The sequence below is a fragment of the Serratia sp. JUb9 genome (assembly GCF_014298095.1).
Lineage (GTDB): Bacteria > Pseudomonadota > Gammaproteobacteria > Enterobacterales > Enterobacteriaceae > Serratia_B > Serratia_B rhizosphaerae.
Genome location: NZ_CP060416.1, coordinates 4,625,073 through 4,647,593, shown reverse-complemented (window position 1 = coordinate 4,647,593; position 22,521 = coordinate 4,625,073). Strand labels below are relative to the sequence as shown.

Genomic DNA, 22,521 nt, shown 5'->3' with positions numbered 1-22,521 from the left:
TCAGCTTATTTGGCTGGACGACGGCCAAAGATGCCGCCGAAGATGCCGCCCAGTACGGACAGACCAGCTTCGATAACTTCACCGATGCCGTTGCCCAGGTTGGCAGCTGCGTCTTTAGCGCCTTTGATGCCAAAGTTTTCGATCAGTGCACCGATGCCGTTGCCCAATGCTTTTGCTGCATCAGCAATTGGACCTGCGCCAGAAACGTCCTGTAATTCGACTTTATTTAATTCTCTCATAATCATCATCCTTTTATATGACAGGTTTGTTTTTTCAACGTGAAGAAATAAATGGCGCCCAAGTTAAATTGGCCGGACAAGATATTTCGATGACTACTTTTATCCAAGCTGTAATTAAAATCAACATAAAACACCCTGCACATGGTATTTTATGATGATTCCTGATGTATGGTCGGAAATATCCTTATTCCTTGTGGTTGATGGAGACGGTGATATTTATTTATTTCTGGACTTTAAAACGCCCTCCCGGTTATATTTTATATAATTATCACGTTAGATGATGGTTTGGTGTTGACGATTCGATTTTTATAATTCGTGGTTATGTTTATATCGAAAATATATTTTCCTGTGAATTAATTTTAATTAGCAGGATGATTTTGTTGGTTTTTTTAGTGGAACTGCAAATCAGCTTGGATAATCGAAGGTGCTTGTATGGATACAATTGGCAGGGTTATTGAGGAGTTTTTCCCGGGGCAGGATATGTCTCCTCGCCGGCGTAGGTTAATTAAATGGGTGTTCGGCGAAGAAAAGATTGCGCCAGTATTACAAAAAGCCAAAGGAAAGCAAGGGCTTGATTGGGTTGATTCGGTAGTCGATACCCTGCAGTTGCGCTTTGAGGCACACGGTGGCGATTACGATAATATCCCCAGCCAGGGGCCGCTGATTGTGATTGCCAATCATCCTACGGTTATCGATGGGTTGGCGTTAATGAGCACGATTTCACGTGTGCGTAAAGATGTGAAGATAATTGCTAACCATGTATTAACCTTTTTGTTTCCGCAAATAAAAGATATCTCGATCGGCATCAGAAATATGCACGGTAAGATGAGCCATAGGCAATTTAAAGAGATGAGCGACCACCTGGAAAAAGGGGGCGTTCTGCTGATCTGCCCGGCAGGGCGATTAGCCGGCCTGTCGCTGGGCGGGCTGCGGGAGTCGCCATGGCATCCGGGGTTCATTCACCTGGCGCGTCGTACCCGGGCGACGCTGTTGCCTGTGCATATTCGCGGCATCAACAGCGTTTGGTATTACATGGCAGCGCTTGCCTGGCGTCCCTTGTCTAATCTAATGATTTTCCGTGAAATAGCCCGACATCAGGGCAGTACGCTACGTATGAGGATTTGTCAGCCAATCGGCGTTTCAGCCCTAAAGACGGATGAAGCGCTGGAGACGTTGGCTGCCGATTGCCGGGCTCATCTTTTGAGCGTCGGTAAGGGGAAACCGGGAGTGGTGCCTACATTGCCGGCGCTTGCCGCTCCGGAATCGAGAAGCCTGCTGGCTAATGCACTGAGTCGGTGTGAAGTGTTGAAAACGCTTGGTGATGGTAAACGGATATACCTGTATCGTTATCAGGACGAGGCGTATTCGCCAATTTTACAGGAGCTGGGCCGGCTGCGTGAAGCCTCATTCCGCGCCTTGGCGATGGGATCCGGGGAAAAGCGCGATAATGACGTTTACGATCCGGACTATTACCATGTGATACTCTGGGATCCGCAGGCATTGGAAATTGTTGGCGCCTACCGTATTGTGCCGGCAGGCGAGCAGATCGCCAGGCGTGGCGTAGAAGGTCTGTATAGCTATTCCCTCTTCCAGTATACCCGCCTCTTAACGGCTGACGTCGCCGAAAGTTTTGAAGTCGGGCGTGGGTTTATTCAGCATCAATATCAAAAAACCAATGCGCTGGATGCATTATGGAAAGGTATTTTCTGTTTTTCTCAGCGTTATCCTGATTATAAAAATCTGCTGGGGGTATTAACGATTCCCAAAAACTATTCTGTTTCAGCGCAGCGATTGATTATTGATTTCTACCAATGCTATTTCTCCGCGCCGCATCAGGCCGGCTTAATGGCGGGAGAGGCGAACTGGCCGAACAGCACATCCGGTACGCTGTTTTCCGGCGATGACTTTCGCGCCGACTGGAAGCGGCTGAATACGCTACTGGATGAAGCCGGCTATCAACTGCCATGGCCATTTAAGCAGATGGCGCGCTGGTTTTACCTTGGCGGTTCAATGTTGCTTGGGTTTAAGGACGACCAGAGTTTTAATTCTATTGCCGGCTTGAGTATTTGCAAACTGGCGGCGCTGAAGAAAAGTTATCAATCCCACTATATTAAAACGGCGTAATTATTTATCGAGAGAAATACGTCGCTGCCTCTTGGTATATAGGAATATCTTCAATGAACCTTACTGGTAAGGCTGTGCTGATTATTATTTTTTCTTTGCTGTGCTCGGGCTGTAGGGATACATCGCCCGATGCATTTTCCGGCTATGCCAATGGTGAATTTATCTATCTCTCTTATCACGCCAGTGAAAAGATTGAGAAGGTTCTGGTTAATAAAGGCGCTTGGGTCGAGAAGGGACAACCCTTGGCTACCATGGAGTCTTTTAACGCCGATAATGCGCTGCGTATTGCAGAGAAGAATTATATGGCTGAACGCGCCCTGTTGCAGGATTTGCGTTCTGGCGATCGTGATAAGGAGCTGGACGTGGTGCGTGCACAGTTAACGCGGGCGCGTGCCGCAGCCAAACTGGCAAAACGTCAACTGGAAAGAAATCAGCCTCTTTATACCAAGCATGTTATTTCCGCCACGGAGTGGGAGGGGATGGAAGCGGATTATGCACAGAAGATTGCGCAGGTTAATGAGCTGTCGCATCAACTGAGTGCCAAGGCGCTACCGGCGCGGCAAGAGCGGATTAACAACCAGTCGGCGCGGGTGGCATCCGCCAGGCTGCAGCTGGACAAAGCGCGTTGGGATTTGCAGCAAAGCCAGATTGTCGCACCGGAGTCGGCATTGGTTTATGACGTTATTTATCGCCCCGGCGAGCGTCCCGCTGCCGGTAAACCCATTATCAGTCTGCTGCCGCCGGAAAATATCAAGGTCCGTTTCTTTGTACCGGAAAAGGATCTGGGAGCGCTACATGTGGGTTCACGCATCGATATTCTTTGTGACGGCTGCGCAGAGCCGATCGCGGGGACGGTTCACTATCTCAGTCCGCAGGCGGAATACTCTCCACCGGTGATTTACAGCACCAAACGCCGTGAAAAACTGGTGTTCATGGCTGAGGCGCGACCGGAGCTTGTTCAGGCGCAGCGGATGAAGATTGGCCAGCCGGTGCAGGTGAGGCTCGTTCACGATGAATGACTGGTGCATTGATGTTCACAAGTTGAATAAACACTTTGGCGCCAATCATGCGGTGAGGGATTTTTCTTTACGCATTGGCAAAGGCGAGATTTACGGCTTTCTGGGGCCGAACGGCAGCGGTAAAACCACCTCGATACGCATGATGTGCGGCTTGATCACGCCGGATTCCGGCAGCGGCTCTTGCCTGGGGATGGACATATTTACCCAGCGTGAAGCGATTAAGCGGCGCATTGGCTATATGACCCAGCATTTTTCAATGTGGGGTAATTTGACCATTCGGGAAAATTTATTATTTATTGCACGCCTGCACAATCTTGACCGGCGTAAGCAGCGTATTGAGCGCGTACTGGAGGAGATGGGGCTGGCGTCCCGCCAGCATCAGCTGGCGAAGGTGCTGTCCGGCGGCTGGAAGCAAAGGATGGCGCTGGCCGCCTGTATGCTGCACGAACCTGAGCTGCTGTTTCTGGATGAACCGACGGCTGGGGTTGATCCCAAGGCGCGGCGCGAGTTCTGGCAAACGCTGCATCACCTCTCTGACGCCGGCATCTCCATTCTGGTCAGCACGCACTATATGGATGAAGCGGAGCGCTGCCATAAAGTGGCGTACCTTTCCTACGGCACCCTGCTGGCCAGCGGCGCCATCGCAGATATTATCCAGGCGCAAAATCTCACCACGATCCAGGTGCGCGGCAAGGGATTGACGGAGTTGGAAAGCCGGCTGCAAGCCCTGCCAGAGATCGAGCAGACGGTCATCTTCGGCAATGCGCTGTATGTTACCGCCTGCAATGGCGAACGGCTGCACGGTTTACTGACGGCACGGTTGCCGGTGGGGTATGAACTGTGCCAGGTGCCGACTCAGCTTGAGGATGCGTTTACCTACCTGATGAAGAGTAGCGATGAAAAAACCAATGATTAACTTTTCGCTCACGCGCTGGCTGGGGGGGGTGATCAAGGAGATCCATGAACTGCGCCGGGATCGGGTGAGTTTCAGCATGGTGTTCCTGACGCCGCTGTTCCAACTGATCATTCTGGGCTATGCAGTGAATATGGATCCGCGCCATGTGCCGGCGGCGTTGTTGAACTATGACTCGGGGCATCTGAGCCAGGTGTTTATCAGTGCAGCACAGAATACTCAATATTTCTCCCTGCAGCCGGCAGCCTCGGAGCAGGAGGCGGAAAAGGCTTTTGTGCGGGGTGATGTGATCTTTATCGTGACCATCCCGGCGGACTTCAGCCAGAAGATTTTGCGTGGTGAAAAGCCGCAGTTGCTGATCCAAAGCGATGCTATTGATCCGATCGCCGGCGGCAACGCGCTGAGTGCCATCGCGCAGGCGTCAAAAAATATGTTTCAGTACGATCTGCCGGAGTCACTGCGGGGCAGGGAAGGGACGGAGAACTTCGAGCTGGTGGTGCACCGGATGTTCAACCCGGAGGGGATCACACAGTACAATACTATTCCCGGGATTATCGGCTCGATCCTGAGTACCACCATGATCCTGATGACCGCGCTGGCGATCACCCGTGAGCGTGAGAGCGGTGCGATCGAAAACCTGCTGGTATCGCCGGTGACCGGGCTGGAGGTGATCGTCGGTAAGATCACGCCTTATGTGCTGATCGGCATGTTCCAGTCGGTAATGATCCTGCTGTGCGCGGTATATCTGTTTAATATTCCGCTGCTGGGGAACGTGTTTTTACTCCTGACGGTGCTGACGGTCTATATTTTTCTGTGCCTGTCGGTCGGCATCACCATTTCCAGCATTGCGCAAAGCCAGCTGCAGGCGTTGCAGATGTCGTCGTTCTACTTTATTCCCTCGGTGCTGCTGTCCGGCTTTATCAGCCCGTTTATCAGCATGCCGGCCTGGGCGCAGGCGATCGGTTCATGCCTGCCGCTGACCTACTTTATTCGCTTAATCAAAGGGGTGATGCTGAAGGGCTACACGCTGGCGGAGCTGCTGCCGGATTTTCTGCCGCTGCTGGGGCTGGCGGCGGCGGTGATTTTTATCGGCCTGCGTACCTACCGCAAAACGCTGGACTGATGAGAACGGATAGCCCATTCCAGAAAGCGAAAAACCCGCCATAGGCGGGTTTTTCTGAATATGGTGCCCGGACTCGGAATCGAACCAAGGACACGGGGATTTTCAATCCCCTGCTCTACCGACTGAGCTATCCGGGCAACGGGCTGCATTAAACCGTAAAGCCCGGTTGGCGTCAATCGCTTTATGACATAAACGTGAAAAAAACAGCGTCGTTTGCTGTCTTTTCATTCAGATTGCGTGAAGTTTATCCTTAAGCAGGATAATCAGCGCGTTATATGGCCGGATAGCGCTGTAATCACCTAGCCCAAGGCACCGTGTTTGCGGCACTGGGCCACCTGCAGAATGTCTTCCGCCAGGCGTTTGGCGACGGAAACATCCTGAAGCTGTCGTTTGATCAGCAATTTGCTCAGGCAGCCTTCCTGAATCAGCTCCATCTGCTGGGCCACCATATCGGCGTCGTCGGCGTCCATTTCCCGCAGCAGGTCGCGGGTCAGCGCCAGCGAGCTCATCTTCTGCTGCTCTGCGAGCTGGTGGATCGGATGGTCATCCTCCGGGAAGAAGCTGCAGGCGGCAATAAACAGGCAGCCGGGATAGCGACCGTTCTGTACGTATTCCGCCAGCACGTCATAGCGCGCCAGCAGTTTTTGCTGCGGCGTCAGCGTCTCATCCAGCAGCAATTGCCGGCGCCAGGCGTCGATCTGCTGCCCGTGATGGCGCAGGCAGTCATACAACAAGGCTTCCGCATCCGGCCAGTAGGGCTTGAAATCAGCAGGTTGTACGTCGAGCTTCTCTGCCAGCATTTCCAGCGTGGTGTTCGCCAGACCTTGCTGTTCCAGCAACCCCAGCGCGGTATCAAGAACATGTTCGCGTTGCACCTGTGTTCCCCTCCAAATTCTGCTTCTGCACCTCAGTGTCGTTTACTGCACAGTTTTCTGCAAATGTGCGTTAAACGTCTGGGCATTCATAAAACCGGTAACGCGATTGGCCGTTTGCTCATGGCCGTTACGGTCAAAGAACAAAATGGTGGGCAATCCCAAGACCTGTAGATGTTTCAGCAGCGCCGCCTGTTCGGCGCTGTTGGCGGTGACGTCAGCCTGCAGCAGCACCGTGTCGGCCAGGCTGGCCTGCACGCCGGCGTCGCTGAAGGTGTACTTCTCAAACTCTTTGCAGGCGACGCACCAGTCGGCGTACAGATCCAGCATCACCGGCTTACCCTGCGCCTGCCGCAGCGCCTGATTCAACTGTTCTACGTTGCTGATGCGGGTGAACGCCAGGTGCGGCTGGACGGCCTGCTGCGCGGCGCCGGGGCCAAACGCCCAGTCCTGTAGCGGGCGGGCGGCGATCACCGCTGCGGCCAGCAACAGTAGCTGCAGCGCGCGGGTCCAGCCGCGTGAGCTTTTCAAACTCAGCGCGAAGGCCCAGCCGAAGAACGCCAGGCCGAGCAGGCTCCACAGGCGCAGCCCCCACAGATCGCCGATCACCCGCTCCAGCAGGAACACCGGCAGGGCCAGGATGACAAAGCCGAAGGCCTCTTTCACGTACTGCATCCACGGCCCGCTGCGCGGCAGCAGTCGGTTGCCGAACAGCGTGACGATAATCAGCGGAATGCCCATTCCCAGCGCGTACAGGTACAGCGTGCCGCCGCCGGCCCACATATTGCCGCTTTGCGCGATATACAGCAGGATGGCGCTGAGCGGTGCGGTGGTGCAAGGCGAACAGATCAGCCCGGCCAGCGCGCCCATCACAAAGACGCCGAACAGCGAGCCGCCGCGCTGAGTGTTGCTCCAGTTGGCCAGCCGCGTCTGCAGTGAGGAAGGCAGCTGCAGCGAATAGCAGCCAAACATCGACAGCGCGAGGGCGATAAACAGCGCGGAGAGGCCAATCAGCACGTACGGATGCTGCAGCGCCGCCTGGAACTGCAGGCCAGCGGCGGCCACCACCAGGCCCAGCAGCGTGTAGGTCAGCGCCATACCCTGCACATACACCACCGCCAGCAGCAGGATGCGCCCGCTGCTGTGCGGTCGCTCCCGGCCGAGGATAATGCCGGAAATCAGCGGGTACATCGGCAGGACGCAGGGGGTAAATGCGATGCCGATACCGATCAGCAGCGCCCACAGCGGTGAAAACGGCAGGCTGGTGGGAGCGGGCGTTGCCGGCGTCGCGCTGGCCGGCGTTGGCGGGGATGACGCCGCCACGGCGTCCAGCGGAATCACACGGGTTTCCGGCGGGTAGCAGAAACCGGCGGCGGCGCAGCCCTGATAGGTGACGCTCAGGCTGGCGTTCGCCGAGGCCTGCCGCAGCGTCAGCGGCAGCTGCAACTGCTGTTGATAAATCTCGGTCTCGCCGAAGAATTCGTCTTTATGGCTTATCCCTTTCGGCAGGCTGAAGTCGGCCAGCTGCGCCTGCTGCGGCACCAGTTTTATTTGCTGGCGATACAGATAATAGCCGGGGCGGATCTGCCAGTTCAGCGTCAGTTGCTGGCCCTTTTGCTGGAAGTCGAAGGCAAATGCCCGATCGACCGGCACAAACTGGCTGCCGCCGCCGTTGCTGAACAGCGAGGCCTGCACCGTCTGCGGCAGGAAGAACAGGCTGCACAGCAGGAAAATCAGTTTAATGATGCGTTGATCCATAACAAATAGTCTTTATCTCCGGCCATCACCGGCAGTACCAGCAGCTCGGGCGTCTGGTACGGGTGATGTTGTTTCAGATAGCTGAGCAGGGCGTGTTGATGCTGGCGATTGCTTTTGAACAGCATCTGGACTTCGTACTCCTGTTCCAGTTTCCCTTCCCAGTAATACAGCGATGACGCGCCGGGCAGCAGCGTGGCGCAGGCGGCCAGCTTTTCACCCAGCACGCGGGCCGCCAGCTCCTGAGCGCTGGCCTCATCCGGTGCGGTACAAAGTATGACGACGGCTTCGCAATCAGACATCTTGACTCCCTCTCAACCCGATTCTCTGCAGAGCACTATACCCTGAAGGCCTGGCGGCTAGAAGGCGAGTTTATCACCAGCGCGGATACCGCAGGAAATACGGGGCCTGACGGCCCCGTGGAGAGTTACAGCATGATGCCGCCCAGCAGGAAGCCGAGCACTACGGAGAGGATGACGCCGATGGTGCCGGGAATAAAGAACGGGTGGTTAAACACGAAACGGCCGATACGGGTGGTGCCGGTATCGTCCATCTGCACTGCGGCGACCAGCGTCGGATAGGTCGGCAGAATAAACAGGCCGGATACCGCCGCGAAAGAGGCGACGGCCGTCAGCGGGCTGACGTTCAGCGCCAATGCCATCGGCATCAGCGCCTTGGCGGTGGCGGCCTGGGAGTAGAGCAGCGCCGAGCAGAAGAAGAAGATCACCGCCAGCAGCCATGGGTGCGCCTGAATCACACTGCCGGCGGTCTCTTTGATCCAGTCCAGGTTGGCCTGTACGAAGGTGTCGCCCAGCCAGGCCACGCCCAGGATACAGATACAGGCGCTCATGCCGGCCTTGAAGGTGCTGGAGTTCAGCACGGCGTCGGTATCGACGCGGCACAGCAACGTGGTCAGGGTGGCGACACTCAGCATGATGATCAGAATAGCGTTGGTGGTGTTCATCAGCGGCTTGGCGACCAGCCCCAGCCCCGGGCTGTTGATGATGGCGTAGGCCACCACGCACAGCACGCCCAGCAGGAACAGCAACACTGATGACTTGGCGCGCGGTTTAATCTCCATCACCTTGTTGCCGCGCAGGGTTATCAGGCCTTCTTCCAGTCGTTTCAGGTAGACCGGGTCGTTAGACAGTTTGGAGTCGAACAGCCAGGTGACCAGCAGCGACATCAGCAGCACCGCCAGGAAGGTCGACGGAATGACCACCATCAGCAGATGCAGATAGCTGACGCCGTGGCCTTCCATCACCGAGGACATATAAACCACGGCGGCGGAAATCGGCGATGCGGTAATGGCGATCTGGGCGGAGACGACGGCGGTAGAGAGCGGTCGGCAGGGTTTAATGCCTTGCTCTTTCGCCACTTCGGCAATCACCGGCAGCGCGGAGAGGGAAATATTGCCGGTGCCGGCAAAGATGGTCAGGAAGTAGGTGACCACCGGCGCCAGGATGGTGATGTGTTTTGGATTTTTACGCAGTAACTTCTCGGTTTGCTGGACCAGGTAGTCCATACCGCCCGCGACCTGCATCGCGGAGATGGCGGCGATCACCGCCATAATGATGGAGATTACGTCAAAGGGGATATTGCCCGGCTTTACGCCGATCATCGCCAGAACTAAAACCCCAAGGCCCCCTGCAAAGCCAATGCCGATACCGCCCAGTCTGGCCCCGAGAAAAATGGCCAGCAGAACGATGATCAATTCCACCGCTAACATAGTGTTGCTCCTCGCAATAAAGTTTTTATATTCGCCATCTTTCAGGCTGCCGTTTGCCCGGCCGTACGTATCCGCCGTTCCATCGGCGTGTTCGCTGCGCCGTGACGGGGGCGCGACAACCCGAATAACTTTGGTTATATGAAAATGAAACGTTAAAAATTTGTGGGCGCTAGAAAGTAAAAAGGCACGCTATCCAGAGGATTTAGCGTGCCTTTCAGGCTACCGGATGTATCTGTTATTGTTCGTTTTCATCTGTATAGCGTTTTGCTTTATAGGCCGGATGTTTTAAGTTCTCGACGGAGAAGATGTCATCCAGTTCGGCTTCCGTCAACAGGCCGCGCTCCAATACCACTTCCCGCACGCTTTTACCGGTTTCCGCACAAATCTTACCGACGATGTCACCGTTGTGGTGGCCGATAAACGGATTCAGGTAGGTCACGATGCCGATAGAGTTGAAGACGTAGTGTTCGCACACTTCCTTATTGGCGGTAATGCCGTTGATGCATTTCTCCAGCAGGTTATAACTGGCGTTGGTGAGGATGTGGATAGACTCGAACATCGCCTGGCCGATCACCGGCTCCATCACGTTCAGCTGCAGCTGACCTGCTTCGGACGCCATGGTAACGCAAGTATCGTTGCCGATCACTTTAAAGCACACCTGATTGACCACTTCAGGCACCACCGGGTTGACCTTGGCCGGCATAATGGAGGAGCCAGCCTGCAGTTCCGGCAGGTTGATTTCATTCAGGCCGGCGCGCGGGCCGGAGGAGAGCAGGCGCAGGTCGTTGCAGATTTTGGACATTTTCACGGCCAGACGCTTCAGCGCACTGTGCACCATGACGTAAGCGCCGCAGTCCGAGGTGGCCTCAATCAGATCTTCGGCCGGCACGACCGGCAGGTTGCTGACTTCCGCCAGCTTTTGCACTGCCAGCTGCTGGTAGCCGTCCGGCGTATTCAGCGCGGTGCCGATGGCGGTCGCACCCAGGTTGACTTCCAGCAGCAGCTCCGCGGTGCGGCGCAGGTTGCGGGTCTCTTCATTCAGCAGCACGCTGAAGGCGTGGAACTCCTGGCCGAGCGTCATTGGCACGGCGTCCTGCAGCTGGGTGCGGCCCATCTTCAGGATATTTTCAAATTCTTTGGCTTTACGTTCGAAGCCTTCACCCAGCTGGTTGATGGCGTCGATCAGCTTCATCACCGAGGCGTAAACCGCAATGCGGAAGCCGGTCGGATAAGCGTCGTTGGTGGACTGGCTCTTATTCAGGTGATCGTTCGGGTTCAGATACTGGTATTCCCCTTTCTGATGCCCCATCAGCTCCAGGCCGATATTTGCCAGCACTTCGTTGGTATTCATGTTCAGCGAGGTGCCCGCGCCGCCCTGGAAGACGTCCACCGGGAACTGGTCCATACATTTACCTTTATCCAGCACCTCATCACAGGCCAGGATAATGGTATCGGCGATCTTGCGCGGAATAGTTTGTAGCTCTTTATTCGCCAGCGCGGCCGCTTTTTTCACCATCACCATGCCGCGGACAAACTCAGGAACATCGCTGATTTTGCTGTTGCTGATATAAAAGTTTTCAATCGCACGCAGAGTGTGAACACCGTAGTAGGCATCTGCGGGTACTTCACGTGTTCCGAGCAAATCTTCTTCGATACGAATATTGTTTGACATGAGAACCTTCTCTATGTAGCTACCGAATTATTTATTTTGTTAGTTAATTTATGTTGCCGTGAGCGCCAACCGCCGCAGTATCAACCTAAACGGTCGGAGCTGCGCCGATCATATGCTGCTTCGCAATAAATGAATGAACACAGATCACTATCTGAACGTTCAAAAACCACAGCTTTTGCATTCCGTGATCTGATTCACATTTATCAGTGTAGCCATTTAAAAGAGACCAGCCGGTTGAAAAGCCGCTCGGCTACCCTCATTGTAATTAACTCGACCTGTTTTATCAGGCCACTTTATTATTCTCGTATGCGCCCGGAGCGGGTACGCGAAGCTATCTGATAGGAGAACACGGTGCGCTGGTTACCGTTTTTGCTGATATTTCTGCTGGTATACATTGAAATATCGTTATTTATCAAAGTCGCCGCCGTATTGGGCGTCGCCGTCACCCTGCTGCTGGTGATTTTCACCTCCTGTGTCGGGATATCGCTGGTGCGCAACCAGGGAATGAAAACCTTTGTGCAGATGCAGCAGAAGCTGGCGGCCGGCGAAAGCCCGGCGGCCGAAATGGTGAAAAGCGTTTCGCTGGTGATGGCGGGCTTCCTGCTGTTGGTGCCGGGCTTCTTTACCGATTTCCTCGGCCTGCTGCTGTTGCTGCCGCCGGTGCAGAAAACGCTGACCCTGAAGCTGATGCCGCATTTGTCGGTTTACCGCCCCGGCGGCCGGGGGCCAGGTGGTGATGCGGCCAACGGCAATACTTTTGACGGTGAATTCCAGCGTAAGGACGACGATCGCCATACGCTGGAACACCGCCCGGACGATCATGACAAACGTGACGATCGTTAACGGACGTCTGTCGTATTTCACAGTGAATCACCACGCGGCCTTCTGGCCGCGTTTTTGTGTGGGCGATCGCAATTACTCCGTCGGTTAAAAATTTTTTTTTCCCGCCCCCTTGAAGGGGGTTGGAATGCCCCCATCTCAAAACCCACGAGGCCGGTAAACATGATAATCCGGTGCACAACCCTAAATCTGAGACAGACCTTCTTACAGGAGAGCGTTCAATGAGTATTCGTCCATTGCATGACCGCGTTATCGTCAAGCGCAAAGAAGTTGAATCAAAATCTGCTGGCGGCATCGTACTGACTGGCTCTGCGGCGGGTAAATCCACTCGTGGCGAAGTAGTGGCCGTTGGCAAAGGGCGCGTTCTGGAAAACGGAAATATTCAACCGCTGGATGTGAAAATCGGCGACATCGTGATTTTCAACGACGGTTACGGCGTGAAAGCCGAGAAGATCGACAATGAAGAAGTGTTGATCATGTCCGAAAGCGACATCCTGGCAATTGTTGAAGCGTAATTACGCTTTATCTTCTGAACTGAAAAGAATTGAAGGGAAATACCAATGGCAGCTAAAGACGTAAAATTCGGCAATGACGCACGCGTAAAAATGCTTAACGGCGTGAACATTCTGGCGGACGCGGTAAAAGTCACCCTGGGCCCGAAAGGCCGTAACGTAGTGCTGGACAAATCTTTCGGCGCGCCAACTATCACCAAAGACGGCGTATCCGTAGCGCGTGAAATCGAACTGGAAGACAAGTTCGAAAACATGGGCGCACAGATGGTGAAAGAAGTTGCCTCCAAAGCGAACGACGCTGCGGGCGACGGCACCACCACCGCAACCGTTCTGGCGCAGGCCATTGTGAACGAAGGCCTGAAAGCCGTTGCTGCGGGCATGAACCCGATGGATCTGAAGCGCGGCATCGACAAAGCGGTTATTGCAGCGGTAGAAGAACTGAAAAAACTGTCCGTACCTTGCTCTGATTCCAAAGCGATTGCACAGGTCGGCACCATCTCTGCAAACTCCGACGAAACCGTGGGTAAACTGATTGCAGAAGCGATGGAAAAAGTCGGTAAAGAAGGCGTTATCACCGTTGAAGAAGGCACCGGCCTGCAGGACGAGCTGGACGTGGTTGAAGGTATGCAGTTCGACCGCGGCTACCTGTCCCCATACTTCATCAACAAGCCGGAAACCGGTTCTGTCGAGCTGGAAAGCCCGTTCATCCTGCTGGCTGACAAAAAAGTTTCCAACATCCGTGAACTGCTGCCAGTACTGGAAGCCGTAGCGAAAGCCGGCAAACCGCTGCTGATCGTTGCTGAAGACGTTGAAGGTGAAGCGCTGGCTACGCTGGTGGTGAACACCATGCGCGGCATCGTGAAAGTGGCTGCGGTTAAAGCGCCAGGCTTCGGCGACCGTCGTAAAGCCATGCTGCAGGATATTGCTACCCTGACTGCCGGCACCGTGATCTCTGAAGAGATCGGCATGGAACTGGAAAAAACCACGCTGGAAGACCTGGGCCAGGCCAAACGCGTTGTGATCAACAAAGACACCACCATCATCATCGATGGCGTCGGCGACGAAGCGACCATCCAGGGCCGCGTAGCGCAGATTCGCCAGCAGATCGAAGAAGCGACCTCCGACTACGATCGTGAAAAACTGCAGGAGCGTGTTGCTAAACTGGCAGGCGGCGTTGCCGTTATCAAAGTTGGCGCAGCTACCGAAGTTGAAATGAAAGAGAAGAAAGCCCGCGTTGAAGATGCCCTGCACGCGACCCGTGCTGCGGTTGAAGAAGGCGTGGTTGCCGGCGGCGGCGTTGCGCTGATCCGCGTAGCCAGCAAAATTGCCGAGCTGAAAGGCGACAACGAAGATCAGAACGTGGGTATCAAAGTTGCGCTGCGCGCGATGGAAGCGCCACTGCGCCAGATCGTGGTCAACGCCGGTGAAGAAGCTTCCGTTATCGCTAACAGCGTGAAAGCGGGCGAAGGCAGCTACGGTTACAACGCTTACTCTGAAGAGTACGGCGACATGATCGGCATGGGCATCCTGGATCCAACCAAAGTAACCCGTTCTGCACTGCAGTACGCGGCATCCGTGGCTGGCCTGATGATCACCACCGAGTGCATGGTTACCGATCTGCCGAAAGAAGATAAAGCCGACATGGGCGCTGCAGGTATGGGCGGCATGGGCGGTATGGGCGGCATGATGTAATCATCCCCCTTCACGCTTGCGTGAGTGAAAACCCCGGCCTGGCGCCGGGGTTTTTTTATGGGGTCGCTTTTTCGTGCATTGGCGCACCGTGTTTGGCGATATTTTTACCGGCCGGACGGATTTAGCGTGTAAACTGTTACCTCATCAACTGTCGCTCTATGCGTTGACCAAGTATACGTGGCAACGGAAGCTTAAGAGGTAGCATTGCTTTCTGATAAGCTTTTGCGTAATTCTCAACATTATATGGGGAACAAGATGCGGACTAAAGCCTTACTGGGACTTTCGGCGGCGTTGCTGCTGGCAGGATGCAGCACCACTCATCAACTGACCAGCGCAGGTCAGCAGGTTAAATTTACCGATACCAAACCGGCGGCGGAATGTCAGCTGGTAGGGGAAGTCACCGGCACTCAGAGCAACTGGCTGTCCGGCAGTAATGCAGAAAGCGGCGGCCTGCGCGGCGCGGCCAATGATCTGCGTAACAAGGCGGCTGAAATGGGCGGCAACGTGATTTACGGTGCGACCAGCCCAAGCCAGAATCTGCTCTCCAGCTTTGCGCCTCTGGACAGCAAAATGATGGGTCAGGTTTATAAATGCCCATAACGGCTCCGCGCCGTTAACCAGCGAGATAAAAAAGAGGAATGCCTGCGCATTCCTCTTTTTTTCGCTTATGGCTGGGGCCCGTCCTGCGCCAGCCGCAGATCCAGCGGCGTTTTGCTGGCTTCACCGCCGATTTCCCGCGTCAGGCGCGGCACCAGATAGCCGGACACCTTGCTCAGCAACTGCTGCATGATATGGCGCGCGTCATCGTCGCTGACCATAAAGTGGGCTGCGCCCTGCACCTTATCCAGCACGTGAATATAATAGGGTAGAATACCGGCATCAAACAGGGCGTTGCTCAGCGCCGCCAGCGTATCGGCATGGTCGTTGACGCCGCGCAGCAGTACGCTCTGATTGAGCAGGGTGACGCCGGAACGGCGCAGTTGCGCCATGCTGGCCGTCAGCGCCGCATCAATTTCATTGGCATGGTTAATATGGGTCACCATCAGCACCTGCAGGCGTGATTGGGACAACCGCTGGCAGAGTTCATGGGTGATGCGCGCCGGGATCACCACCGGTAAACGGGTGTGGATACGCAGGCGCTTTACATGCGGAATGGTTTCCAGCTCGCCGATCAGCCAGTCGAGTTCATGATCTTTCGCCATCAGCGGGTCGCCGCCGGAGAAGATGATCTCGTCCAGTTCAGGGTGTTGGCGGATATAGTCCAGCGCCTGGCGCCAGTTGGCCTTATTGCCCTGGTTATCCTGATAAGGAAAGTGACGACGGAAGCAGTAGCGGCAATTGACGGCGCAGCCGCCCTTTACCAGCAGCAGGGCGCGGTTACGATACTTGTGCAACAGGCCGGGCACCACGCTGCGCTGTTCATCCAACGGATCGGTGGTAAAGCCGGCGGCGGTCACAAACTCCTCACTGGCGGTCAGCACCTGACGTAACAGCGGGTCGCCGGCGTCGCCAGCGCGCATGCGGGCGACAAACGCGCGCGGCACGCGCAGCGGGAACAGGCGGCGCGCATCGCGTCCCTGAGGCAATTGCGGATGCGTGTTCAGTGACAGAAGCCGCAGCAATTCATCGGGGTCGGTAATAACATCGGCGAGTTGATGCAACCAATCTTCTCTATCTGCGATGTTTTGGGTTACAATATGTGCCATTTTTTTGGCTAAGCTACCAATTTAAAATTCAGAGGGCCATTATGGCGACTTATTCTAGCAACGATTTCCGTTCGGGTCTTAAAATCATGTTTGAAGGCGAACCTTATGCTGTGGAATCCAGCGAGTTCGTGAAACCAGGTAAAGGTCAGGCGTTCGCCCGCGTAAAAATGCGCCGTCTGCTGACCGGCACCCGCGTGGAAAAAACCTTTAAATCTACCGATTCTTGCGAAGGCGCAGACGTAGTAGATACCAACATGAACTACTCGTACACCGACGGCGAGTTCTATTACTTCATGCACCCTGAAACCTTCGAACAGTATCAGGTTGACGGCAAAACCGTATCCGACGCGGCAAAATGGCTGCAGGACAATGCGGAATGTATCATCACCCTGTGGGATGGCCGTGCTATCGCCGTTCAGCCGCCGAACTTCATCGAAGCGGAAATCACTGATACCGATCCAGGCCTGAAAGGCGATACCGCAGGTACCGGCGGTAAGCCAGCTACGCTGTCTACCGGCGCCGTGGTTAAAGTACCGTTGTTCGTACAGATTGGCGAAGTGATCAAAGTTGACACCCGCTCTGGCGAATACGTGTCACGCGTTAAATAAGCATCAAAGCGGGGGAGTCATCGGATTCCCCCGTTTTATTTTATTCCCTTGATAGTTGGCAGAATTTGCATGATGAAGAAAACTCTGTTGGCCGTTATTTCCTTGACGCTGCTGCTGTCGTTAAGCGGTTGCAACACCTTCCGTGGTTTTGGCCAGGACGTTCAGCATCTTGGCGGTGCGATCTCCCGTGGCGCGAGCTAAGCTGCCGTCCATAGCACACACCATTTCTTGCGCAACGCCCGCCAATATTGACTACGCTTAGAGAGCCGTATCTTTTCATCACTGATAAATAAGGAAGTCTTATGCTGAAGAAAAGTATCCTTGCTATGTGCTCCGTGCTGTTCCTGTTTTCGCTGACCGCGTGCAATACCACCGAAGGCATCGGTAAGGATGTACAGGCCGGCGGCGAAGCGATTCAACGCAGCGCGCAATAGCGTCACGCTCTAATGTCTGTGGTATTCCATTAGCAATCACGGGCGTTGTTCTCTGTTCCCTGGCGGTGGAATACCCTGTATGCATAGCTTTTGTGCGGCGCCGGTATGTTCCGCAGACGCCATTTTGGCGATATAATCCATAACTTCACTCAGCCAGGTTGGACGACCTTCCTGCGCTTCCTGCTGTCCGGGGACGACCCCACCTAATCCTGGAGCCGTTTCATGGCGTGGATCATTCTTGTTTTTGCCGGTTTACTGGAAGTTGTCTGGGCGATAGGCCTGAAATATACCCACGGTTTTACCCGTTTGACGCCAAGCATTATTACCATCGCCGCGATGGTGGTGAGTATGTTGCTGTTGGCGAATGCGATGAAAACGCTGCCGGCCGGCACGGCCTATGCGGTATGGACCGGCATCGGCGCGGTAGGCGCGGCGGTGATGGGCATGATATTGCTGGGCGAATCGACCAACATGATGCGCATTCTTAGCCTGTGCCTGATCATTGCCGGGATTTTGGGGCTGAAATTCAGCAGTCACTGATGCGGTAAATACCAGGGGCGGCCGGATAGCTTGGCCGCCCCTGGTGGTTATAGCGTCACGACGCCGATCAGCGCGACGACGCTCAGGATGGCCGCCAGGCCGTAGAACACCCACTTACCGGCCGGCACGTGGATTTTCAGGTCGTGCATCGCGTGGTGGATACGGTGCAGGCCGCACCACAGCGGCAGAATGATCATCAGCAGCAGGAACAGGCGGCCGATCAGGCTCTGGCTGAACGTCAGTACGCGTTCATAGCTCAGCGCATCGCCCGGAAACAGCCCCAGCGGCAGCAAAATACCCAGCAGCAGCACGATCACCGGTGCCACGATGGCGCCCCACATGCCGCCGGCGCCGAATAGCCCCCAGAAGATCGGCTCGTCGGAGCGTTTAGGTGCGTGATTAATCATATTTCCTCCCAATTACAGTAGCGCGACGGCGAGAACGACCAGCGTGACCAGAATGGTCACCGCCCATAGGGCTTTGACGATCGGGCCGGGGCCCATTTTCTCGTTGTTGACCACGATATTGGCCGCTTTAGGCGCCAGATCGAACCAGGTTTTGGTGTGCAGCAGCGCCGCCAGCAGGGCGATGATATTAATCAGCAGCACCAGCGGATTTTGCAGGAAACCGACGAATCCGGCCCAGCTCTCCGCGCCGCCCTTCAGGGCAAAGACGCCGTAAATCATCAGGATGCTGAACCACACCGCCGGCACGGAGGTGCCTTCACGCAGCATATAGAAACGGTAGAACCCCAGTTTTTGCCACCAGTTGGGCGCCATGGCGCGCACATAAGGCTTACGTTGTGTTGTCATTGCACTCTCCTCTCCCTTATTGCGGCTTCAGCATGGCGATCATAAAGTCGGTAGCGCTTTCAACTTTGCCTTGTTGAATCGCGGCGGCCGGGTCGACGTGTTTCGGGCAGACTTCAGAGCAGTAACCGACAAAGGTGCAGCTCCAGACGCCGTTCTGGCCGTTGAGCTGCGGCATACGCTGCTTTTTGCCGTGGTCGCGGTTATCGAGGTTATAGCGGTGCGCCAGCGTAATGGCGGCCGGGCCGATAAACTCAGGATTCAGGCCGAACTGCGGGCAGGCGGCGTAGCATAAACCGCAGTTGATACAGCCGGAGAACTGGTGGTACTTCGCCATCTGCGCCGGCGTTTGCACGTTGGGCCCGTCTTCCGGCTTGCGATCGTTGCCGATGATGTACGGCTTAATCGTTTCGAGGCTTTCGATAAAGTGGGTCATATCGACCACCAGGTCGCGCTCGATCGGGAAGTTGCCCAGCGCCTCTACCTTCATCCCGCCCGTGTAGTCGCGCAGGAAGGTTTTGCACGCCAGCTTCGGCACGCGGTTGACCATCATGCCGCAGGAGCCGCAGATCGCCATGCGGCAGGACCAGCGGTAGGACAGATCCGGCGCCAGGTGATCCTTGATATAGCCCAGCGCATCCAGCAGCGAGGTCTGCTCGTCATAAGGCACGCTATAGGTCGCGAAATGTGGTGCGTCATCGCTTTCCGGGTTATAACGCATGACCTCGATTTTCAGCGTTTTCATCTCAGCCATTCGTCTGCTCCTTCTCCTTTTTTTCCTGCGCATCGGCCTCTGCGCCATATACGCGCTTGGCCGGCGGCAGTTTGGTAATTTTCACATCGCTGTATTCCAGGCGCGGCGCGCCGTCGGCGTGGTGAAACGCCAGCGTATGTTTGAGGAAATTGACGTCATCACGCTCGGTGCAGCCGTTATCCAGCCGCTGGTGGGCGCCGCGCGACTCTTTGCGGTTAAAAGCGGAGTGCGCCATGCATTCCGCTACGTCCAGGCCGTGCCCCAGTTCGATGGTGTACAGCAGGTCGGTATTGAAGACGCTGGAACGATCGGCAATCTTGACGCGTTTAAAGCGTTCTTTCAGCTCCGCCAGCTTGTCGATAGTTTTCTGCATCAGTTCCGGCGTACGGTAGATGCCGCAGCCTTCCTCCATCGACAGGCCCATTTCGTCGCGGATTGCCGACCAGCTTTCGTCGCCTTCCTGCGCCATCAGGGTATGGAGGCGCTGCTCGACATCGCGGCTTTGCGCCTCCAGCGCGCCTCCGTTGGCCGGCGTACTCTCCAGTGCGCGCTGCGCGGCATGTTCGCCCGCCACGCGGCCGAACACCACCAGTTCCGCCAGCGAGTTGGAGCCGAGACGGTTGGCGCCGTGCAGGCCGACGGAGGAGCATTCACCCACCGCATACAGGCCCTTGATGCGGGTTTCGCAATTCTGGTCGGTTTCAATACCGCCCATGGTGTAGTGCGCGGTCGGGCGCACCGGGATCGGTTCTTTCACCGGATCGACGCCGACATAAGCCTTGGCCAGCTCACAGATAAACGGCAGGCGTTCGAGCAGCTTCTTCTCACCGAGGTGGCGCAGATCCAGATAGACCACGTCGCCGCGTGGCGTGGCGATGGTGCGACCGGCGCGCCATTCATGCCAGAAGGCCTGAGAGACTTTGTCGCGCGGCCCCAGCTCCATATATTTGTTTTTCGGCTCGCCGAGCGGCGTCTCCGGCCCCATGCCGTAATCCTGCAAATAGCGATAACCGTCTTTGTTCACCAGAATGCCGCCTTCGCCGCGGCAGCCTTCGGTCATCAGGATGCCGGAGCCGGGCAGGCCGGTAGGGTGATACTGCACAAACTCCATGTCACGCAGCGGTACGCCGTGACGGAAGGCTATGCCCATACCGTCACCGGTGACGATACCGCCGTTGGTGTTGTAGCGATAAACGCGGCCGGCGCCGCCGGTGGCCATCACCACCGCGTTGGCGCGGATTTGCACCCGGGTGCCTTCCATCATATTAATGGCGACCAGGCCGCGCGCCTGACCGTCATCGACCAGAATGTCGAGAACGAAATGTTCATCGAAACGTTGAATTTGCGGGTATTTCAGCGAGGTCTGGAACAGGGTGTGCAGCATATGGAAGCCGGTTTTATCGGCGGCAAACCAGGTGCGTTCGATTTTCATGCCGCCAAAACGGCGCACGTTGACCGAACCGTCCGGTTTACGGCTCCACGGGCAGCCCCACTGCTCCAACTGGGCCATTTCACGCGGGCAGTGATGCACGAAGTGGTCCACCACGTCCTGTTCGCACAGCCAGTCGCCGCCGGCGACGGTATCGTTAAAGTGATAATCGTAGGCGTCGTGCTCCTGGGTCACAGCGGCGGAACCGCCCTCGGCGGCCACCGTGTGGCTGCGCATGGGGTAGACTTTTGACACCAGCGCGATTTTTAAAGTGGGGTTGGCTTCCGCGGCGGCAATCGCCGCACGTAAACCCGCGCCCCCGGCGCCAATAATGGCGAGATCGGCGTTAAAGGTTTGCACTGCACTCCTCCAGTATTCTTGTCAGAACGGCTGATTAACTTTCAATGCTTAAGATTCAGGAATCATTCGGATGCTAATTAAAAACGCCGGTAATTGATGGACTTGGCCCCCATGCACAGATAACTCCCGGCAAATATTGGGGATTAATATACCCAAAGTTGAGTAGGTGAAATTTGATGTGATCGATTATTTTGTCGTTTATTACGCTTGCCGGAGGCCTTACTGTAAAAAACGGTATCGCGCTCTCATTCCACTTCTATTTGCCTTATTCACAGCGGTTTATATAGCCGTTACTGTTTTTATGTTTTTAATTGGCTGATGGCCGGCTACGGCAAGAATTTGTTTGCCCGGCGGGATGCGAGTAGACTGCATGCCCTGTTTGATTTCGGAGTAATTACCATGAGCGAAGCGGCAAGCTGGCAGCCAAGTGCACCCATCGCCAATTTGTTGAAACGCGCAGCGATTCTCGCTGAGATTCGGCGCTTTTTCGCCGATCGCGGCGTATTAGAGGTGGAAACGCCGGCGATGAGCCAGGCGACCGTCACCGATGTCCATCTGGTCCCGTTTCAGACGCAGTTTGTCGGCCCGAACGCGGCGGATGGCATGACGCTGTACATGATGACCAGCCCGGAATATCACATGAAGCGTTTGCTGGCAGCCGGCAGCGGCCCGATTTATCAGTTGGGGCGGGCTTTCCGCAATGAGGAGGCCGGACGCCACCACAACCCTGAATTCACCATGCTGGAGTGGTACCGTCCACATTACGATATGTACCGGCTGATGAATGAAGTGGATGACTTATTGCAGCAGGTGCTGGACTGCGACAGTGCGGAAACGCTGTCCTACCAACAGGCGTTCCAGCGCCATCTGGAGATTGACCCGCTGTCGGCGGATAAGGCGCAGCTGCGCGAAGCTGCCGCCAAGCTGGATCTCAGCAATATCGCCGATACGGAAGAGGATCGCGATACGCTGCTGCAGCTGCTGTTTACCTTCGGCGTAGAGCCGCACATCGGCCGTGAGAAGCCGGCGTTCGTCTACCATTTCCCGGCGTCACAGGCGGCGCTGGCGGAGATCAGTACGGAAGATCACCGCGTGGCGGAGCGTTTTGAGGTGTATTTTAAAGGCATCGAACTGGCGAACGGCTTCCGCGAGCTGACCGACAGCAATGAGCAGCGTCAGCGTTTTGAGCAGGATAACCGCAAACGCGCGGCGCGCGGCCTGCCGCAGCAGCCGATTGATTATCATCTGCTGGATGCGTTAAGCCACGGTATGCCCGAGTGCGCCGGCGTGGCGCTGGGGGTCGATCGCCTGGTGATGTTGGCGCTGGGGGCAGAAAGCCTGAGTGAAGTGATTGCATTCCCGGTGACGCGAGCCTGATTGGCAGCGTTGTC

24 protein-coding genes and 1 tRNA gene are annotated in these 22,521 nt (G+C 55.7%); 13 read left to right on the top strand and 12 right to left on the bottom strand.

From position 1 onward, the window contains the following. Nucleotides 1-5: 5 nt before the first annotated feature. Nucleotides 6-239, bottom strand: coding sequence for a hypothetical protein (locus tag HF675_RS21975; RefSeq protein WP_105229449.1), 234 nt, complete (start codon nt 237-239; stop codon nt 6-8). A gap of 432 nt (nt 240-671) precedes the next feature. Between HF675_RS21975 and HF675_RS21970 the strand changes: the two genes are divergently transcribed. From HF675_RS21970 to HF675_RS21955, 4 genes are read left to right on the top strand one after another with little or no spacing between them, the layout of a single operon-like run. Next, complete coding sequence (locus HF675_RS21970) at nt 672-2,363, top strand: lysophospholipid acyltransferase family protein (protein ID WP_187043789.1); 1,692 nt, start codon at nt 672-674, stop codon at nt 2,361-2,363. A gap of 53 nt (nt 2,364-2,416) precedes the next feature. Further along, nucleotides 2,417-3,382: an HlyD family secretion protein gene (locus HF675_RS21965; RefSeq protein ID WP_105229451.1), complete on the top strand. Its 966-nt coding sequence runs from the start codon at nt 2,417-2,419 to the stop codon at nt 3,380-3,382. Continuing rightward, nucleotides 3,375-4,298 (top strand): ABC transporter ATP-binding protein, encoded by a 924-nt coding sequence (locus tag HF675_RS21960; protein WP_105229452.1) that lies wholly within the window; start codon nt 3,375-3,377, stop codon nt 4,296-4,298. Before HF675_RS21965 ends, HF675_RS21960 begins: the two co-directional genes overlap by 8 nt. Further along, a complete protein-coding gene (locus HF675_RS21955) occupies nt 4,279-5,418 on the top strand; it encodes an ABC transporter permease (protein WP_255427311.1) in 1,140 nt (379 codons plus the stop codon). Before HF675_RS21960 ends, HF675_RS21955 begins: the two co-directional genes overlap by 20 nt. Nucleotides 5,419-5,479: 61 nt before the next feature. On the opposite strand, the gene HF675_RS21950 is transcribed toward HF675_RS21955, so the two are convergent. The 6 genes from HF675_RS21950 to aspA form a co-directional block, all read right to left on the bottom strand. Next, nucleotides 5,480-5,555, bottom strand: a tRNA-Phe gene (locus tag HF675_RS21950). A 162-nt stretch (nt 5,556-5,717) separates the two neighbouring features. Continuing rightward, the gene (locus HF675_RS21945) at nt 5,718-6,293 is read right to left on the bottom strand and encodes a transcriptional regulator (protein ID WP_111737877.1); all 576 of its coding nucleotides are present in this window, start codon (nt 6,291-6,293) and stop codon (nt 5,718-5,720) included. A 42-nt stretch (nt 6,294-6,335) separates the two neighbouring features. Next, nucleotides 6,336-8,048, bottom strand: coding sequence for a protein-disulfide reductase DsbD (locus HF675_RS21940; RefSeq protein ID WP_111737876.1), 1,713 nt, complete (start codon nt 8,046-8,048; stop codon nt 6,336-6,338). Continuing rightward, complete coding sequence (gene cutA / locus HF675_RS21935; RefSeq protein WP_105229456.1) at nt 8,024-8,347, bottom strand: divalent cation tolerance protein CutA; 324 nt, start codon at nt 8,345-8,347, stop codon at nt 8,024-8,026. Before cutA ends, HF675_RS21940 begins: the two co-directional genes overlap by 25 nt. 125 nt (nt 8,348-8,472) lie before the next feature. Further along, nucleotides 8,473-9,774 carry an anaerobic C4-dicarboxylate transporter gene (locus tag HF675_RS21930; RefSeq protein WP_105229457.1) on the bottom strand — a complete coding sequence of 434 codons (1,302 nt, stop codon included), beginning with the start codon at nt 9,772-9,774 and terminating at the stop codon, nt 8,473-8,475. A gap of 235 nt (nt 9,775-10,009) precedes the next feature. Further along, nucleotides 10,010-11,446, bottom strand: coding sequence for an aspartate ammonia-lyase (gene aspA / locus HF675_RS21925; RefSeq protein ID WP_105229458.1), 1,437 nt, complete (start codon nt 11,444-11,446; stop codon nt 10,010-10,012). A gap of 351 nt (nt 11,447-11,797) precedes the next feature. Here aspA and HF675_RS21920 point away from each other — a divergent pair, with 351 nt between their 5' ends. The 4 genes from HF675_RS21920 (at nt 11,798) to HF675_RS21905 (ending at nt 15,090) form a co-directional block, all read left to right on the top strand. Next, a complete protein-coding gene (locus HF675_RS21920) occupies nt 11,798-12,289 on the top strand; it encodes an FxsA family protein (protein ID WP_105229459.1) in 492 nt (163 codons plus the stop codon). 218 nt (nt 12,290-12,507) lie between these two features. Then, nucleotides 12,508-12,801, top strand: a complete 294-nt coding sequence (locus tag HF675_RS21915; RefSeq protein ID WP_105229460.1) for a co-chaperone GroES — start codon at nt 12,508-12,510, stop codon at nt 12,799-12,801. 45 nt (nt 12,802-12,846) lie between these two features. Further along, nucleotides 12,847-14,490, top strand: coding sequence for a chaperonin GroEL (groL, locus tag HF675_RS21910; protein WP_105229461.1), 1,644 nt, complete (start codon nt 12,847-12,849; stop codon nt 14,488-14,490). 255 nt (nt 14,491-14,745) lie between these two features. Continuing rightward, nucleotides 14,746-15,090, top strand: coding sequence for a DUF4156 domain-containing protein (locus HF675_RS21905; RefSeq protein ID WP_105229462.1), 345 nt, complete (start codon nt 14,746-14,748; stop codon nt 15,088-15,090). Between the two features lie 65 nt (nt 15,091-15,155). On the opposite strand, the gene epmB is transcribed toward HF675_RS21905, so the two are convergent. Then, the gene (gene epmB / locus HF675_RS21900) at nt 15,156-16,196 is read right to left on the bottom strand and encodes an EF-P beta-lysylation protein EpmB (protein ID WP_105229463.1); all 1,041 of its coding nucleotides are present in this window, start codon (nt 16,194-16,196) and stop codon (nt 15,156-15,158) included. 41 nt (nt 16,197-16,237) lie between these two features. Here epmB and efp point away from each other — a divergent pair, with 41 nt between their 5' ends. The 4 genes from efp (at nt 16,238) to sugE (ending at nt 17,778) form a co-directional block, all read left to right on the top strand. Then, nucleotides 16,238-16,804 carry an elongation factor P gene (gene efp / locus HF675_RS21895; protein ID WP_105229464.1) on the top strand — a complete coding sequence of 189 codons (567 nt, stop codon included), beginning with the start codon at nt 16,238-16,240 and terminating at the stop codon, nt 16,802-16,804. A 69-nt stretch (nt 16,805-16,873) separates the two neighbouring features. Continuing rightward, the gene (locus tag HF675_RS21890) at nt 16,874-17,005 is read left to right on the top strand and encodes an entericidin A/B family lipoprotein (RefSeq protein WP_041411700.1); all 132 of its coding nucleotides are present in this window, start codon (nt 16,874-16,876) and stop codon (nt 17,003-17,005) included. Between the two features lie 101 nt (nt 17,006-17,106). Then, entirely contained in the window at nt 17,107-17,238 is a 132-nt protein-coding gene (locus HF675_RS21885; RefSeq protein ID WP_054306510.1) for an entericidin A/B family lipoprotein, read from the top strand. A gap of 222 nt (nt 17,239-17,460) precedes the next feature. After that, nucleotides 17,461-17,778 carry a quaternary ammonium compound efflux SMR transporter SugE gene (gene sugE, locus HF675_RS21880; RefSeq protein WP_105229465.1) on the top strand — a complete coding sequence of 106 codons (318 nt, stop codon included), beginning with the start codon at nt 17,461-17,463 and terminating at the stop codon, nt 17,776-17,778. Nucleotides 17,779-17,825: 47 nt separating this feature from the next. Here sugE and frdD read toward each other — a convergent pair whose 3' ends face one another. From frdD to frdA, 4 genes are read right to left on the bottom strand one after another with little or no spacing between them, the layout of a single operon-like run. Then, a complete protein-coding gene (frdD, locus tag HF675_RS21875; RefSeq protein ID WP_187043788.1) occupies nt 17,826-18,185 on the bottom strand; it encodes a fumarate reductase subunit FrdD in 360 nt (119 codons plus the stop codon). A 12-nt stretch (nt 18,186-18,197) separates the two neighbouring features. After that, nucleotides 18,198-18,590, bottom strand: a complete 393-nt coding sequence (gene frdC, locus HF675_RS21870) for a fumarate reductase subunit FrdC (RefSeq protein WP_105229467.1) — start codon at nt 18,588-18,590, stop codon at nt 18,198-18,200. A gap of 16 nt (nt 18,591-18,606) precedes the next feature. Continuing rightward, nucleotides 18,607-19,341 (bottom strand): succinate dehydrogenase/fumarate reductase iron-sulfur subunit, encoded by a 735-nt coding sequence (locus tag HF675_RS21865; protein WP_187043787.1) that lies wholly within the window; start codon nt 19,339-19,341, stop codon nt 18,607-18,609. After that, on the bottom strand, nt 19,334-21,130 hold the full coding sequence (gene frdA / locus HF675_RS21860; RefSeq protein WP_187043786.1) for a fumarate reductase (quinol) flavoprotein subunit: 1,797 nt from the start codon (nt 21,128-21,130) through the stop codon (nt 19,334-19,336). The genes HF675_RS21865 and frdA overlap by 8 nt, the downstream gene beginning before the upstream one ends. Before the next feature lie 399 nt (nt 21,131-21,529). On the opposite strand from frdA, the gene epmA reads away from it, so the two are divergent. Continuing rightward, the gene (epmA, locus tag HF675_RS21855; protein ID WP_105229470.1) at nt 21,530-22,507 is read left to right on the top strand and encodes an elongation factor P--(R)-beta-lysine ligase; all 978 of its coding nucleotides are present in this window, start codon (nt 21,530-21,532) and stop codon (nt 22,505-22,507) included. Nucleotides 22,508-22,521: the final 14 nt, after the last annotated feature.

Bases quoted from the DNA above. Each gene is read 5' to 3' on its own strand.
- HF675_RS21975 (WP_105229449.1), bottom strand. From the start codon at position 239: ATGAGAGAATTAAATAAAGTCGAATTACAGGACGTTTCTGGCGCAGGT.
- HF675_RS21970 (WP_187043789.1), top strand. From the start codon at position 672: ATGGATACAATTGGCAGGGTTATTGAGGAGTTTTTCCCGGGGCAGGAT.
- HF675_RS21965 (WP_105229451.1), top strand. From the start codon at position 2,417: ATGAACCTTACTGGTAAGGCTGTGCTGATTATTATTTTTTCTTTGCTG.
- HF675_RS21960 (WP_105229452.1), top strand. From the start codon at position 3,375: ATGAATGACTGGTGCATTGATGTTCACAAGTTGAATAAACACTTTGGC.
- HF675_RS21955 (WP_255427311.1), top strand. From the start codon at position 4,279: ATGAAAAAACCAATGATTAACTTTTCGCTCACGCGCTGGCTGGGGGGG.
- HF675_RS21940 (WP_111737876.1), bottom strand. From the start codon at position 8,048: ATGGATCAACGCATCATTAAACTGATTTTCCTGCTGTGCAGCCTGTTC.
- cutA (WP_105229456.1), bottom strand. From the start codon at position 8,347: ATGTCTGATTGCGAAGCCGTCGTCATACTTTGTACCGCACCGGATGAG.
- HF675_RS21930 (WP_105229457.1), bottom strand. From the start codon at position 9,774: ATGTTAGCGGTGGAATTGATCATCGTTCTGCTGGCCATTTTTCTCGGG.
- aspA (WP_105229458.1), bottom strand. From the start codon at position 11,446: ATGTCAAACAATATTCGTATCGAAGAAGATTTGCTCGGAACACGTGAA.
- HF675_RS21915 (WP_105229460.1), top strand. From the start codon at position 12,508: ATGAGTATTCGTCCATTGCATGACCGCGTTATCGTCAAGCGCAAAGAA.
- groL (WP_105229461.1), top strand. From the start codon at position 12,847: ATGGCAGCTAAAGACGTAAAATTCGGCAATGACGCACGCGTAAAAATG.
- HF675_RS21905 (WP_105229462.1), top strand. From the start codon at position 14,746: ATGCGGACTAAAGCCTTACTGGGACTTTCGGCGGCGTTGCTGCTGGCA.
- epmB (WP_105229463.1), bottom strand. From the start codon at position 16,196: ATGGCACATATTGTAACCCAAAACATCGCAGATAGAGAAGATTGGTTG.
- efp (WP_105229464.1), top strand. From the start codon at position 16,238: ATGGCGACTTATTCTAGCAACGATTTCCGTTCGGGTCTTAAAATCATG.
- HF675_RS21890 (WP_041411700.1), top strand. From the start codon at position 16,874: ATGATGAAGAAAACTCTGTTGGCCGTTATTTCCTTGACGCTGCTGCTG.
- HF675_RS21885 (WP_054306510.1), top strand. From the start codon at position 17,107: ATGCTGAAGAAAAGTATCCTTGCTATGTGCTCCGTGCTGTTCCTGTTT.
- sugE (WP_105229465.1), top strand. From the start codon at position 17,461: ATGGCGTGGATCATTCTTGTTTTTGCCGGTTTACTGGAAGTTGTCTGG.
- frdD (WP_187043788.1), bottom strand. From the start codon at position 18,185: ATGATTAATCACGCACCTAAACGCTCCGACGAGCCGATCTTCTGGGGG.
- frdC (WP_105229467.1), bottom strand. From the start codon at position 18,590: ATGACAACACAACGTAAGCCTTATGTGCGCGCCATGGCGCCCAACTGG.
- HF675_RS21865 (WP_187043787.1), bottom strand. From the start codon at position 19,341: ATGGCTGAGATGAAAACGCTGAAAATCGAGGTCATGCGTTATAACCCG.
- epmA (WP_105229470.1), top strand. From the start codon at position 21,530: ATGAGCGAAGCGGCAAGCTGGCAGCCAAGTGCACCCATCGCCAATTTG.